The sequence below is a fragment of the Sphingobacterium sp. HMA12 genome, assembly GCF_002933815.1.
In the GTDB taxonomy this organism is placed as follows: domain Bacteria; phylum Bacteroidota; class Bacteroidia; order Sphingobacteriales; family Sphingobacteriaceae; genus Sphingobacterium.
In genome coordinates this window covers 377641-393190 of the sequence record NZ_BEYR01000005.1, presented here as the reverse complement: position 1 = coordinate 393190, position 15550 = coordinate 377641, and the positions used below count along the sequence as shown (strand labels likewise).

At 42.4% G+C, this 15550-nt stretch carries 11 protein-coding genes and 1 tRNA gene; 8 read left to right on the top strand and 4 right to left on the bottom strand.

Annotation, left to right across the window (positions count from 1 at the left end; all coding sequences use genetic code 11):
- Positions 1-33: 33 nt before the first annotated feature.
- The 4 genes from uvrB (at position 34) to HMAT_RS22610 (ending at position 5051) form a co-directional block, all read left to right on the top strand.
- Positions 34-2067, top strand: a complete 2034-nt coding sequence (uvrB, locus tag HMAT_RS22625; protein WP_104385104.1) for an excinuclease ABC subunit UvrB — start codon at positions 34-36, stop codon at positions 2065-2067.
- 289 nt (positions 2068-2356) lie between these two features.
- Positions 2357-3388 (top strand): glutamate 5-kinase, encoded by a 1032-nt coding sequence (gene proB / locus HMAT_RS22620; protein ID WP_104385103.1) that lies wholly within the window; start codon positions 2357-2359, stop codon positions 3386-3388.
- On the top strand, positions 3385-4635 hold the full coding sequence (locus tag HMAT_RS22615) for a glutamate-5-semialdehyde dehydrogenase (RefSeq protein ID WP_104385102.1): 1251 nt from the start codon (positions 3385-3387) through the stop codon (positions 4633-4635). Before proB ends, HMAT_RS22615 begins: the two co-directional genes overlap by 4 nt.
- Positions 4636-4646: 11 nt before the next feature.
- Entirely contained in the window at positions 4647-5051 is a 405-nt protein-coding gene (locus tag HMAT_RS22610) for a hypothetical protein (protein WP_104385101.1), read from the top strand.
- A gap of 64 nt (positions 5052-5115) precedes the next feature.
- On the opposite strand, the gene HMAT_RS22605 is transcribed toward HMAT_RS22610, so the two are convergent.
- Complete coding sequence (locus tag HMAT_RS22605; RefSeq protein WP_104385100.1) at positions 5116-6252, bottom strand: acyl-CoA dehydrogenase; 1137 nt, start codon at positions 6250-6252, stop codon at positions 5116-5118.
- Between the two features lie 299 nt (positions 6253-6551).
- Between HMAT_RS22605 and HMAT_RS22600 the strand changes: the two genes are divergently transcribed.
- Positions 6552-7187: a peroxiredoxin gene (locus HMAT_RS22600; protein WP_104385099.1), complete on the top strand. Its 636-nt coding sequence runs from the start codon at positions 6552-6554 to the stop codon at positions 7185-7187.
- A gap of 315 nt (positions 7188-7502) precedes the next feature.
- On the opposite strand, the gene HMAT_RS22595 is transcribed toward HMAT_RS22600, so the two are convergent.
- A complete protein-coding gene (locus HMAT_RS22595; protein WP_104385098.1) occupies positions 7503-8618 on the bottom strand; it encodes a serine protease in 1116 nt (371 codons plus the stop codon).
- Positions 8619-8633: 15 nt separating this feature from the next.
- Entirely contained in the window at positions 8634-9206 is a 573-nt protein-coding gene (locus tag HMAT_RS22590) for an RNA polymerase sigma factor (protein ID WP_104385097.1), read from the bottom strand.
- Between the two features lie 288 nt (positions 9207-9494).
- Here HMAT_RS22590 and HMAT_RS22580 point away from each other — a divergent pair, with 288 nt between their 5' ends.
- The 3 genes from HMAT_RS22580 to HMAT_RS22570 all read left to right on the top strand — a co-directional run bounded on the left by HMAT_RS22580 (position 9495) and on the right by HMAT_RS22570 (position 15366).
- Positions 9495-13541 carry a glycoside hydrolase family 2 TIM barrel-domain containing protein gene (locus HMAT_RS22580; protein ID WP_199768738.1) on the top strand — a complete coding sequence of 1349 codons (4047 nt, stop codon included), beginning with the start codon at positions 9495-9497 and terminating at the stop codon, positions 13539-13541.
- A 310-nt stretch (positions 13542-13851) separates the two neighbouring features.
- Positions 13852-15093, top strand: a complete 1242-nt coding sequence (locus HMAT_RS22575; RefSeq protein WP_199768737.1) for an MFS transporter — start codon at positions 13852-13854, stop codon at positions 15091-15093.
- Positions 15094-15141: 48 nt separating this feature from the next.
- The gene (locus tag HMAT_RS22570) at positions 15142-15366 is read left to right on the top strand and encodes a (4Fe-4S)-binding protein (RefSeq protein WP_104385094.1); all 225 of its coding nucleotides are present in this window, start codon (positions 15142-15144) and stop codon (positions 15364-15366) included.
- 59 nt (positions 15367-15425) lie between these two features.
- Here HMAT_RS22570 and HMAT_RS22565 read toward each other — a convergent pair.
- Positions 15426-15502 (bottom strand) — tRNA-Asp (locus tag HMAT_RS22565).
- Positions 15503-15550 lie beyond the last annotated feature (48 nt).

Genomic DNA, 15550 nt, shown 5'->3' with positions numbered 1-15550 from the left:
TCAAAATAGTTTTCTTTAAGAAATAGGAATTGTATGAGATTTGAATTGACATCAGAGTATAGACCGACGGGTGATCAGCCAGAGGCAATCAAAGAATTGGTAGCAGGTGTTGAGCAGGGCGAGCAATATCAGACGCTCCTAGGGGTTACGGGATCCGGTAAAACATTTACTGTAGCCAATGTAATTCAAGAAACCCAAAAACCTACCCTGATATTAAGTCATAATAAAACATTGGCTGCACAGCTGTATGGCGAATTTAAACAGTTCTTCCCGAATAATTCGGTCAATTATTTTGTTTCTTATTATGATTATTACCAGCCCGAAGCGTTTATCGCTTCGACGAATACCTACATTGAAAAAGATTTGGCGATCAATGAGGAAATCGAAAAGTTGCGATTGGCAACGACTTCTTCACTGATGTCCGGACGACGGGATATTGTTGTCGTCTCTTCGGTGTCCTGTATTTATGGTATGGGGAACCCTGAGGATTTCTCGCGGTCAATTTTTCGTTTTGGTGTAGGGATGACAATCACCCGGAATGCCTTTTTGCATAAATTGGTCGAGATACTCTATTCCAGAACAACAACTGAATTTAAACGTGGTACATTTCGTGTGAAAGGGGATACAGTTGATGTATATCCAGCTTATCTGGATTTTGCAATCCGTATTTCATTTTTTGGGGATGAGATTGATGAATTAAGTGAGATCGACCCGGTATCCGGCAAAACCTTGAATAAAATGGAAGATTTGGCGCTTTTCCCCGCGAACCTTTTCGTTACTCCGAAGGAAAAATTCAAGGAATCCATCTGGGCCATTCAAGATGAATTGATGCAGCGTAAGACACAGTTGGAAGAGGAAGGACTTATGCTAGAGGCCAAACGTCTGGAAGAGCGTGTGAATTATGATCTTGAAATGATGCGTGAACTGGGCTATTGTTCAGGAATAGAAAATTATTCGCGCTTCTTTGATGGCCGGAAACCGGGTATGCGTCCCTTCTGTCTGCTGGATTATTTTCCTGAAGACTACCTACTTGTTATTGATGAAAGTCATGTTACCCTGCCACAGCTACGGGCCATGTATGGCGGTGACCGGTCACGAAAAGTATCTTTGGTGGAGCATGGTTTTCGATTGCCGGCAGCATTGGACAATAGACCGCTCAATTTTCCGGAGTTTGAATCGCTGACCAATCAGACCATTTATGTTTCAGCTACCCCCGGAGACTATGAATTGCAGCAGACAGAAGGTGTTGTTGTTGAGCAGGTTATTCGTCCGACAGGTTTATTGGATCCTGTTATTGAAGTTCGTCCGGCGATCAATCAGGTCGATGATTTCTTGGAGGAGGTCGATAAAACAATCAAGGAGGGCGGCCGTGTCTTGGCTACGACCCTGACCAAACGGATGGCGGAGGAGTTGTCCAAATACATGACCAAGCTAAATCTGAAAGTGCGTTATATACACTCTGAAATTAAAACCTTGGAACGTGTAGAGATTTTAAGGGGATTACGCTTGGGCGAGTTTGATATATTGGTGGGAGTGAATTTGCTTCGGGAGGGATTGGATTTGCCTGAAGTTACACTTGTAGCGATTCTGGATGCGGATAAAGAAGGTTTTTTACGTTCGGAGCGTTCGCTGATCCAAACCATCGGACGTGCTGCCCGGAATGATAAAGGGCGGGTTATTATGTACGCTGATAAAATGACGGATAGTATGCGTGTCACGATAGACGAAACCAATCGGCGCCGGGATAAGCAGATGAACTATAATATCGAACATGGCATTACGCCACGCACGGTTGGTAAGACCAGGGAAGAGATCCTGGAGCAGACCTCTGTTGCCGATTTCTCAGGCATTGAACAGAAGATTTACGTTGAGCCGGACCCTACACAGGTTATTGCAGCAGATCCAGTCATGCAGTACCTGAGTGAGAAGGATCTGAAGAAAGCGATTGACAATGTGCGGAAGAAAATGGATAAAGCTGCAAAAGAAATGGACTTCTTGGAAGCAGCAAAATACCGTGACGAAATGTTCTCTTTGGAGAAGCTCTATGACGAACGCTTTTCATCGTAAATGATATTTAATTGCTTTAAGATATGTCATTGCTTTAGAAAGCTGTCCCATATGGTGGGCAGCTTTTTTTATTCACAGGAACTTCCCCACGGCTTATTTCAACTATTCATTCTTAGTGAGCTGCCTTTTTTTTACCCGTCTTCCATTTATTCGCCCTGTAATCTGTCTTTTCGCGCAGAAAAAATCCGGTATTTTATTGCGCGATATTGTTCAAATGTTAACATATTTTGCAAAAATCAAATTCTTCTCAGTAAATTAGAGCTTTAATCTAAACTAAAGCATACTTACAATGAAAAAGCCTATTCTCGTTGTCAAATTTGGATCGGCTTCTATTACCACGAAAGAGGGAGAAGTTGATGAACGTATTGTTTTGGAGATTGCCCGGCAGATCGCTTCTTTACAGAAGAGGTATAATATTGTCCTGGTATCTTCGGGTGCTGTTGCTGCCGGCAAGCGTTTTCTCCCCAGTTACACAGGTACGCTGTCGGAACGGAAGGCCGCAGCTGCTATCGGGAATCCGATCTTGATTAATACCTATTCCACCTATTTTAGGCCTTTTAAGATTTCATTGGCACAAAGCTTATGTGAGCGACATCACTTTTCCAATCGGGATCAGTTCCTGCAGTTAAAGAATACCTATGAGGAACTGTGGCGCAACAATGTAATCCCAGTAGCGAATGAAAATGATGTGGTGAGCAATAAGGAATTGAAGTTTTCGGATAACGACGAACTCGCAACACTTATTGCTGTTGGATTTGGAGCTGAAAAATTATTGTTTAGTACTTCTGTTCCGGGAGTATTGGATGCGAATAATAAAATTATAGAGACCATTGCGACCATTGACCGCGATATTCTGGGATTGGCAAGAAAAGATAAATCTGCTGTCGGATTAGGTGGTATGACCTCAAAACTGAATTTTGCCCGGCTTGCCAATCAGATGGGGATCGGCGTGGTTATTTTTAGCATGCAGACTGAAGACGCGATCACAAAAGCCATCAAACATGAGACAGGTACCTTGTGTTTGCCTGAGAGTAAAAAGATCTCTTCGCGAAAAAAATGGCTAGCGAGCGGAAGCTTAATTAAGGGCGAATTGATGATTGACCGTGGTGCCGAGGAGGCTTTATTAAAACATAAAAGCTTATTGGCTGTTGGGGTAACCCGTATTGTTGAACATTTTGAGAAAGGAGAGGTGCTGAATATTGTGAACCTCGAAGGTCTGACGGTGGCTGTGGCCCGGGCCAAAATGGATTCATCCTTGTTATCCCAGTCCAGTAAAAAGAATGTAGAAATTGCGCATGCAAATGATATCGTATTGTTATGAGTGAAACAATAATTGAACAATTAAAGGCGGCAGCGAAGGCAAAACAGTTCTTGCAACAGCTTTCTCCAGAGGGTAAAAAGAAAACATTAGATGCTATCGCTGCTGCTCTAATTGAAGAAGAAGGGCCCATCCTCCAGGCCAATAAAATGGATTTAGATCGTATGAGCGATGAAGATCCCAAAAAAGACCGCCTTCTACTGAATAGTGGTCGTTTGAAGGCACTGTCCGATAGTGTAAAGCAGATTGCTGATTTGGCAGACCCGACGGATCAGTTGTTGTTGAAGAAAGTGCTGCCCAATGGATTGGAAATAGAGAAAATTACCGTTCCTCTTGGCGTTGTTGGCGTGATTTATGAGTCCCGGCCAAATGTGACAATTGATGTCGCAGCTCTTTGCATACAATCGGGGAATGTTTGTGTGTTGCGAGGTGGTTCTGATGCGCTATATACAAATGCGGCCTTGCTGAAGGTAATTCATGCTGTCCTCGAAGGGCAGGGGATACCAAAAGATATCGTACAATTGTTGCCGGTCGATCGCAAACATGTGTCTGAATTGCTGGAGGCAACCAAGTATGTGGATATTATTATTCCGCGGGGTTCACAGTCCCTGATAGATTTTGTCCGGGCAAATGCGAAGGTACCAGTAATTGAAACTGGTGCGGGAGTATGTCATACCTATGTGGATCAAACTGCCGATCTCGAAATGGCAGCAAAAATTGTCGCCAATGCCAAGATCTCCAGACCTTCCGTCTGCAATTCTTTGGATACGGTTTTGGTGGATCAGCAGGTGGCACCGGAGTTTTTAATTAAATTGGCACCCTATTTTGAACATGCCGCCGTGGAAGTTTTTGCAGACCCTTTTGCGTTTGAGCTTTTGGAGCAACATGGATTTTCAAATTTAGTGGCAGCAGAAGAAGCGGATTTTGGAAGAGAATTTCTAGATTTGAAGTGTTCGATAAAAACAGTCGATGGGCTGGACGAAGCATTGGAACATATCGAAAAGTATTCTTCAAAACATTCGGAGTGTATTGTGTCTTCAAACGAGTTGGCTATCGAACGGTTTTTGAATGAAGTGGACGCCGCAGCGGTATATGCAAATGCTTCCACACGTTTTACGGATGGTGGGGAATTTGGATTGGGAGCAGAAATAGGTATCTCCACGCAGAAACTGCATGCACGTGGGCCCTTTGCATTGGAAAAATTGGTAACAGAAAAATGGATTGTCCGCGGCAATGGACAGATTCGATAATAGATTTCAAAATGGGAGTAAGTTTTAAAAAAGATTTAATGGTGCGTTGGGTTGAAGATATCGGAAAATTTCTTCGTATTTGGATCGAAGGATATGATGCTTTTGCCGAGCCTAGTGACCCAGCTTTATTTTCAGATGCCTATCAAAAGTTTTTTGACAAAGATCGCGATTTTTATCTGCAGCTTTCTGACGATGAACTTACGTCCTACTCAAAAGAAGAACTCCACGCACAGCAGTTGCATCCACTGGCATTGACCTTACTATTCGACGGGTTGAATGTACAGGGTGAAGAACAGCAGAATTTATTGCGAAAAGCAAAGCTCCTCTTAAATTTGGCGATGGCTGAGACAGCGAGTTTTTCCTTTCAGGATTATCAATACCTGTCGATGATAGATAGTAAATTGAATAGTCAATAAAAAATCCTGTCCGTTTCATGAAAAGCGGACAGGTCTTTTCTTCTAAACTATGCTGCGAAAGATTTTATCGCAGGATTTCCCGCGCAATCACCAGTCGTTGTATTTCGGATGTACCCTCATAGATTTGAGTGATTTTGGCATCACGCATTAATCTTTCTACATGATATTCTTTCACATAACCATAACCGCCATGGACCTGCACAGCTTCGACCGTATGTTTCATGGCTACCTCAGAGGCATGGAGCTTGGCCATTGCGGCCTCCTTTCCATACGGCAGTCCCTGATCTTTAGTCCACGCAGCCTTATAAGTCAATAGTCGGGCCGTTTCAATATCGACTTCCATATCAGCCAGTTTAAATTGGATGGCCTGATGTTCTGAAATGGGTTTTCCAAATGTTTTGCGTTCCTTGGCATAGGTAAGTGCCAGATTGTAAGCACCGGCTGCGATACCCAAGGCTTGTGCCGCGATACCTATACGACCGCCATCAAGGGTTTTCATGGCAAATTTAAATCCAAAACCGTCCTCACCGATACGATTTTCCTTTGGAACTTTAACATCCGAAAATAGCAGGGAATGTGTGTCCGAACTTCGGATTCCCAATTTATTTTCCTTTGGTCCAATGGTGAAACCCGGCAATCCCTTTTCGACAATCAGCACATTGATTCCTTTATGACCTTTTTCTGGATGAGTCTGTGCAATAACGAGGTAGATATCGGCGTGACCACCGTTTGTAATCCAGTTCTTCGTGCCATTCAGGAGATAATGGTCACCTTTGTCTTCGGCTGTTGTATGTTGTGAGGAAGCGTCCGAGCCTGCCTCGGGTTCCGAAAGTGCAAATGCACCCAGTTTCTCCCCCTTGGCGAGTGGAACCAGATACTTTTGTTTTTGCTCTTCAGTTCCGTAGGCGTTGAGTCCATATAGTACCAACGAATTATGTGCTGAAACAATAACGGCCGCAGAGGCATCAATTTTGGCAATTTCCTCCAATACCAAAACATAGGCCAGGGTATCCATGCCAGCACCACCGTAGGCCTCTGGGGTCATGATACCCATAAATCCAAGTTCGGCCATTTGCTTGACAAAATCTGTTGGAAATTGGGCTTCTTCATCCCGTTGTATGACACCTGCTTTTAGTTCCTGAGCAAACTCCCGTGCTGCGTCCCGGATCATTTTATGTTCTTCGCTTAATTCAAAATTCATGATATCTCAATTTTTATGGTCTATAATTTTATTTCGCCTGTCATATATTTCTCCAGTATTACATGATCAACTCGCTGTGAAGCAAAAATGTTTTACGTGGTATCCTTGGCCTTATTTCTCAAGGCAGTTTGGAAATAGCTCGCGTATACCAAATATACAAAATATATATTATGCTTGCATAGTATTTGAGTACCGTTTTTTCATCTGAATCTAAAAAAGTAGCGAATTATTTGTTTGATAAATTTAATCTACTATATTTGTAGAGTATGTAGTTTTGGACATATTTAAAACATAAGATTATGAGTTTAAGATTAGGAGACGAAGCGCCAAATTTTAAAGCGCAAACGACTATTGGTGAAATAGATTTTCACGATTATATTAAAGATAGCTGGGTGGTATTTTTCTCACATCCTTCTGATTATACGCCTGTATGTACAACTGAGCTGGGACGTACGGCGAAATTGAAATCTGAATTTGACAAAAGGGGTGTCAAAGCAATAGCGTTAAGTGTAGACAATGTAAATGACCATTTGAACTGGATCAAGGATATCAATGAAACACAGCAGACGGAAGTGAATTTTCCGGTTATTGCCGATGAAGACCATCATATTTCTGAGCTTTACGATATGATTCACCCGAATGCTTCGGTAACGGCTACTGTACGTTCGGTTTTCATTATTGGCCCGGATAAAAAGATAAAATTGACACTGACTTACCCTGCCTCTACTGGCCGTAATTTTGATGAGATCTTGCGGGTGATAGATTCATTGCAACTCACCGCTGATTATCAGGTTGCCACACCGGCTGATTGGAAACATGGTGAAGACGTAATTGTTGTGCCTGCAATCAAGACGGAAGATATCCCTGCAAAATTTCCGAAAGGATTTAAAGAGATTAAACCTTATTTGAGAACAACACCTCAACCTAATCTATAGTCAATTAGGTGAAATTCCGATATAAAAAGGGAGTGTCCTATCTTTTTGGACACTCCCTTTTTGATTTTTGCCTTTTCTTCACATACTCCTTTTCCGCTGTCATACGCAGCGGAGTCCGCTGTTTCTTTTTAGACTACATCACTTTGAGCGTTCCTATACAAGATGAATCGGGAATTCCTTTTGAGGTGCTGTAGTTCGTTGGACAAGCTTTTGTGTCGCTTAAAATGACCGGATCCAGCCTTTAACCAGCGTTTGATAAAAAAGAAAAGGCGATACTTACGTACCGCCCTTTTTATAAGCATTAAAGATATAGTCTTAATAGACCTTAACCATATAAATATAGTCTTGTATTCTTTTGATCTGTTCTGTTCTTGGTAAACCTGCCAAAGCATTCTTTTTATTGATTTTTACGCCTGCGGTTAATGAGTCGCTAGGGATATCAGCAAGGGCATTCATGATTGACTTGGTTTTGATGGCAAAAGCAGCACCATCTATTCCTCTTTGTTTACCTGAAATAATACCGATCACATTGCCTCTGCTATCCAATACGGGGCCACCACTGTTTCCTGGATTGACCGGAACGGATATTTGATAAGCAATGGTATCACCTGCGTAGCCTGTTGACGAGCTTAAGTATCCTTGTCCATATACTGCTTCATCACGAGGGAAACCGATGGTATAGATATCCTCCCCTAAATCTGAAGTAGACGTTTTGAAGGTATAAGGTAAGCTTTTAGCCTTTTTGAAGTTTTTGTCGGCGATGTATAAGATTGCTAAATCTTTGCTGGCATCGGTGTGAACAACTTGTGCTTTGTAAGATTCACCTTTACCATTTTGCAGATAAATGGAGTCTGCACCACTGATCACGTGATAGTTGGTTACCACATAACCATCTGTTGTCAACATAAAACCTGTCGCTCCAAATTGGCTTTCGCTACTTTTAACCGACTTTTTATCATTGATATCTTTGATCGCAGCGTTATGTGCATTGACGTTCTTTTTGACATTATTCATGTCACGACGTAATGCGCTATAATCTGAAGAGGCTTTTTCCAAGTTGCTATAATAGCCACTTAGCCATAAGGTGCCAAATACCGCAAATACTGCCACAACTGCAGCTACTAAAGAGCTTGCTTTGATCCGCTCCCAAAGAGAAATAACAGTAGACTGTTTCATCGGAACCACTTTCGTGGTTGTACATTGGGATTTATGATATTCCTTGGCTGAGTTAGCCAATACCTGTTTGAAATCAAGCCTTTGGCTAGTTTCTTTCATATTGGCAACAAAGTCGCGGTGTTGTTGTAATTGGGCAGCATACGAAGGGTTTTCAGCACAAAAAGATTCGAACGCCGCTTTTTCCGCTGCAGATAATTCCCCGCGCAGATATTGGTCAGCCAATTCGAAAAATTCTTTTTGATTCATTGTTCCCATGGTGTTACTCAAATTTTAATCTGTTGAAAAAAATATTTTTTTCAGCCGTTGCAGGCATTTATATTTTTGAGTCTTGGCGTTATCTGTGTTGGTATAACCAAATTTTTCACAGATGTCCTGCATCGAGTGGTTTAGGATATAGAAATCATGTAAGATTGTCTTACAGGGTTCACCCATCTTCTCTAGCGCAAGCTCCATTTGATCAAACTTTTTCTCAAGTTCTTGATGCTGCTGTAAGTCTTCTTCCTCAAATAAGGAATCTTCATAACCGCTAATGTCACTATTGCCAAAACCCGCACGATTGAGTTGCTTCAGCCAAAGCCTTCGGCAAATCGAGTAAAGATATGTTTTGAGTTTGCTGCTGAGCTCAAAGTCACCCTTGGCAACTTTATCGTAGAGCACAATCACAGCCTCCTGAAAGATATCTTTTGCTTCATCCTCACTTCCATTGTTTTGCAGTATCATATGGCTTATGGACGGATAATATCGTTTATAGATACTATCTATCGCCAAGCTATCGCCTTTTTTAAGGCCCTCAATGATTTGCTCATCATTTTCTAGCAGGACTGATTTACTGAATTTACTCACCTATTAATACCTTAATGCTTAAATTGTAACCCTTTGAAAAATAAAAATCTTCAAAATATTTTCAAACGTAAACTTTTATTTGTTTAATGCGAAATCTACGCCCAAAAATACTGCTTATTCCCTGAAACCGAAAGCATTTGTTTTTACTTCTGATTTTCAGAAGATCGATAAATAATGCTTTTTTTTTATGTATCGAAAAAGTTTCGCAATCGAGTGCTTTAATAATCTGCTTGTTATTCATCCAAAATGAAGTTACATTTGGTTTCCTGAACTAAAATGCTTAAATACATGATGTTAAGAAAATCCGTTATTTTTTCAACTTTGCTGGCCTCGCTGCTGACCCTGCATTCGACCTCAACGACAGGACAATCATTGACAGCTCCTATCGCAGGCTTCCAGTATGGAGATATGTTGTCTCCAAAGGGGAATGAATGGGAATCGCCACAATTGCTATCACTTAATAAGGAATTACCACACGCTTCGTTCTTTTCCTTTTCAAACGTTGAAACTGCAAGAAAAGTACTGCCCGAGCATAGTAACTTTTGGCGTTCACTCAACGGTTCCTGGAAGTTCCATTGGGTAAAGACACCGGAAGAACGGCCAAAAGAATTTTATGATCCTAAATATGATGTCAATTCATGGGAATCCGTACCTGTTCCAATGAGTTGGAACATCTTCGGTATTCAGAAAGATGGTAGTTTAAAATATGGTGTGCCTATTTACACCAACCAGCGCGTGATTTTTCAACATCAGGTAAAGGTTGATGACTGGCGTGGCGGGGTGATGCGTACGCCACCTCAAGATTGGACTACTTATTTATACCGTAATGAAGTCGGCTCATACCGCCGGAATTTTACCGTTCCGAAGGATTGGGGAGGTCGTGAGGTATTTCTTAATTTTGATGGGGTGGACTCATTTTTCTACCTCTGGGTGAATGGCAAATATGTTGGCTTTTCAAAAAATTCCAGAAACCTCGCATCATTTAATATCTCTTCTTTCTTAAATAAAGACGGGGAGAACGTGTTGGCGGTAGAAGTCTACCGCAGCTCGGACGCATCATTCTTGGAAGACCAGGATATGTTTCGCTTGCCGGGAATATTTCGCGATGTCTCCCTGACTTCAGCACCCAAGATCCAAATTCGTGATCTGGCAGCCATTCCGACATTGGACGACCGCTATGAGGATGGTGCATTGAAAATTACCGGTACCGTCCGTAATTTGAGCGGTAAGAAAGCCGATGGTTATACCCTTGTTTATTCCTTGTATAAGAATAAACTGTATAGCGATGAAAATACCTTGGTAGACCAGGCCGAAGTGTCTGCAATTGTTCCACAGTTGGATGCGAAGGCTTCGAACAGCATAGAAGCGACATTAGCTGTAAAAAATCCAGATAAATGGTCCGCTGAACTTCCCTATCGGTATACCTTGGTTGCCGAATTGAAGGACAAGAAAAATAAAACGGTTGAAACGGTTTCCACTTATGTTGGGTTTCGGAAGGTTGAAATTAAAGATACCAAGGCATCTGACGATGAATTCGGTCTTGCCGGACGTTATTACTACATCAACGGCAAAACGGTTAAGCTGAAAGGTGTGAACCGCCATGAGACGAATCCTGAACATGGAAAAGTCGTTACCCGGGAACAGATGGAGGCCGAAGTAAAGCTGATGAAAAGTGCCAATATCAATCACGTGCGCAATTCACACTATCCGGAGCCGCCCTATTGGTACTACCTCTGTGATAAATACGGCATCTATCTTGAGGATGAAGCTAACATTGAAAGCCATGAATACTATTATGGAAAGGAATCGCTTTCTCACGTTCCTGAATGGAAAAATGCCCATGTAGCACGGAATATTGAAATGGTGCATGCCACCATCAACCATCCTTCTATCGTGATCTGGTCACTTGGTAACGAGGCTGGTCCCGGAGATAATTTTGTAGCAGCTTATGATGCGATCAAGAAAATAGATACCTCAAGACCTGTTCAGTATGAACGCAACAACGCGATAGTGGATATGGGGTCAAATCAGTATCCGTCCATTGACTGGGTCAGAGGGGCTGTCAAAGGAACCTACAAATTGAAGTACCCTTTTCATATTTCTGAATACTCGCACTCCATGGGAAATGCTGTCGGTAACTTAATTGATTACTGGGAAGCCATCGAATCGACCAATTTCTTTATGGGCGGAGCAATCTGGGACTGGATCGACCAGGCCATGTATTACTATGATAAGAAAACCGGCGACCGCTTTTTGGCTTATGGCGGTGATTTTGGGGACAAGCCAAATGACGGTACATTCGTCAACAATGGATTGATCTTTGCCGACATGAAACCCAAACCTCAATATTTTGAAGTAAAAAAGGTTTATCAAAATGTAGGCGTTAAGGCCATTGATATTCCACAGGGAAAAATTGAACTATTCAATAAAAACTATTTCAAGGATCTTCGTGACTATCAGGTTCAATGGTCATTGTTCAAAGATGGGGTAGCTGTTGTGGGAAGCACGGGTACAATTGCTGCTGATCTACCCAAAGCACGCCAGAAAAAACAAGTTGTCCTACCGATCGAATACACCAAATTGGATGCGGGATCTGAATATTTTGTCAAGGTTCAATTTTTGCTCAACGAGGACAAGCCATGGGCAAATAAGGGCTTTGTTCAAATGGAAGAACAGCTGTTTGTCAAAGCCGCGGAAAATAAACCGTTGATTTCGACTGTTGCCAAAGGTAAAAATCCCGTACTTTCCAAGGAAGGTGAGCTTCAGGTTGTGAAGGGGGATCAGTTTGTCGCAAAATTTGATAATAAGACTGGGTCAATCTATAGTTTGGCGTATGCTGACAAGCAAATTATACGCGATGGTGAAGGACCTAAACTGGATGCATTGCGTGCACCTGTTGATAATGATAACTGGGCTTATCAGCAATGGTTTGAAAAGGGTTTACATAACTTAAAACATAAAGTTTTATCTTCAAATAGCTATACGAAGAGAGACGGGACAGTAGTTTTGGCATTTACAATCGAGTCTCAGGCTCCCTATGGAGCTTCATTATTAGGCGGAACATCAGGAACATATACCCTCAAAGAGCATATGGATAAACCGTTTGGCAATGATGATTTCAAGTTTACGAGCAATCAGATCTGGACGATATACCAAGATGGTTCGATTGAATTGTCATCTAGTATCACTTCGAACAATGCAAGTGTCGTATTGGCAAGACTGGGCTATTCCTTGCAATTGCCGGGTGAATTTGGCAACTATACCTATTATGGACGCGGCCCGATCAATAACTATGCGGATCGTAAAACTGCACAATTTATTGAATTGCATAAAAGTACAGTAAAAGATCAGTTCGTATCATGGCCCAATCCGCAGAATATGAGTAACAATGAGGATGTGCGCTGGACATCCCTGACCAATAAGGATGGACAAGGAGCGATCTTTATTGCGAAAGAACCTCTAGCGACATCCGCTTTGGAATACAGCGAACTGGAATTGACATTTGCACCGCACCCTTATCAGTTACCGAAGAGCTCCGGTGTGCATTTGCATTTGGACGCTGCGGTCACTGGTCTTGGCGGTAATAGTTGTGGTCAAGGGCCGCCATTGGAAAAAGACCGTGTGAAAGCTGTTCCCTCGTCAATAGGATTTATTATCCGTCCGGTCCGACAAAATGACTACTTGGCCAAAGCACAGGTGGCTACCGCAGGTGATGCCCCCATTTCTTTTGCCAGAAGTTCAACAGGTGAGGTATCCGTGCTTTCGGGAAATAAAGCGGAGACTGTACTATATACGGTGAACAATGGAAAAGCAAACACCTATAAGAATTCTTTTGACCTGCGTCAGGGCGGAACAATAACGGCCTGGTATCAGGGGAATGAAAAACTAAAAGTAACACAACAATACAGTAAGATCGAGACGGTTCCGATGGAAGTGGTCTTTACTTCCAGCCAGGAGACCGGTGAAGGTGATGCCAAGAACCTATTGGATGGAGATCCTTCGTCGATCTGGCATACGATGTATTCAGTCACTGTCGCTCAATATCCGCATTGGGTTGATTTCGACGCCGCGAGTGTGAAGACGATCAAAGGTTTTACATTTTTGCCGAGGCCAGATGGCGCCAATGGCGATATCAAGGATTATAAGATTCAGGTAAGTAAAGATGGTAAAAACTGGGAGGATGTGCTATCGGGTACATTCGAGCGAAATAAAAAACTCAAAACCGTTCGTTTTGAGAAACCTGTCAAGGGCCGTTATATCCGCTTTACCGCATTGAGCTCACAGCGTGGCGATGATTTCGCTTCAGGAGCAGAATTTGCTGTTATTGCCGAATAAAAATTACGTTAAAGTCGATCAAAGCTAGCACTTGTTTTTTCAAGTGCTGGCTTTTTTATTTAATGGATCTGCTTTCAGTAAACGCAGCTGTTTCTATGGTTTCAATAGGTATTAAATAAACCTGTTGTGCAGGCAGGATACTAGGGACTGAAAATGTCGGCGGCAGCGCTATTTACCCGTGAAGGTTTGGTGAAAAATTGGCCCCAAAGCTGTTAAAAAGTATGTTGAATATTTTTTATAGACTTATTGCTTAGAATGTTCAGACGCTTCTGTATTTTTACCCAGTTTAAACCAAGAACATCATTATCACATGGAAATAGACCAACAGGCGAATGTCCCCTTTACGGCATACCAAAAACTCGTTGTGTTTTTACTAGCGATTACACAATTTACCGTCGTGCTTGATTTTATGGTGATGTCACCGATGGGCGATATTTTGATGAAGGCCATCGATCTAAAACCAGCTCAATTTGGTGTAGCGGTTTCAGCCTATGCTTTTAGTGCAGGCGCATCAGGTTTGCTGACGGCGGGATTTGCCGATCGCTTCGACCGAAAGAAGCTCTTGCTGTTTTTTTACTCGGGTTTTATCATCGGAACCTTTTTCTGCAGTTTTGCCAATGACTATTGGACTTTGGTTGCTGCCCGTGTGGTGACGGGCTTGTTTGGTGGTGTTATTGGGTCGATTTCGATGGCTATCATTACCGATATATTTACGCTACAACAAAGAGGGCGTGTCATGGGTTTTGTGCAAATGGGCTTTGGCGCCAGTCAGGTACTGGGGATTCCGATAGGCCTGTATATTGCAAACAACTGGGGCTGGCATAGTGCTTTCCTGTGGATCGCTATGATGGCCTTGGTCATTGTCATTATTATTGCGGTTAAACTGATTCCTATTACAGCACATATCGGCCTGCAAAAACATCAATCGGCACTTAAGCATCTGTGGACTACTTTTTCGCAAAAGGAATACCGCATTGGTTTTCTGGCGACAGCGCTGCTCTCTATCGGTGGTTATATGATGATGCCTTTTGGAAGTGCCTTTGCCGTCAATAACCTGAAAGTTAGTCATGAGCAATTGCCCATGTTATTTATGATATCCGGTGTCGCCTCATTGATTATTATGCCCATCGTTGGCAAATTGAGCGATCGCTATGATAAATTTAAAATCTTCGCTTTTGCATCGTTATGGCTGATGGTTGTTGTATTGATTTATACCAATCTGGGGGTTACGCCATTTTATTTGGTCATCTTTTTGAATATATTGATGATGGCCGGTATCCTGAGCCGTATGACACCGTCTTCGGCTTTGATCAGTGCGGTTCCTGAAATGAAGGATAGGGGTGCATTTATGAGTATAAGTTCATCTTTACAACAGCTGGCTGGGGGAGTAGCAGCGTCACTTGCCGGTGTGATCATTGTTCAACAGACGAAGGAAAGCCCATTGGAGCATTACCCAAGCTTGGGTGTCATTGTCGTGTTACTCTCTATCGTGGCTATTTTTATGCTCTATCGTGTCAGTAGGATGATCAAACGGAGACGCCCGATTTCATAAAACAAAATCGTACTTATTGATATTAGTATTTCAGGAGAGATTTTTATTATGGAAGAAAAGATTGTTAGATATGATCATCCCAATGGGGAGATCACTGTGCTTTGGATTCCTGAGCGATGTGAACACGCCGCGATCTGTGTTAAAAGTTTACCACAGGTATATCATCCAAAAGATAGGCCTTGGATTACGGCTCAAAATGCAAGCACAGCGGAACTGATTGATCAGATTAAGCGTTGTCCTTCGGGAGCGCTGCAGTACGAACTAAAAAAATAGGTTAAGAAATTCGTGTAACAAAAAAAGCATCATTTTATTCAAATGATGCTTTTTTTGTTTGGCGGTCTGGACGGGACTCGAACCCGCGACCCCATGCGTGACAGGCATGTATTCTAACCAGCTGAACTACCAGACCAACAATGTGTTTTTTTAAAATTTTAGCGGTCTGGACGGGACTCGAACC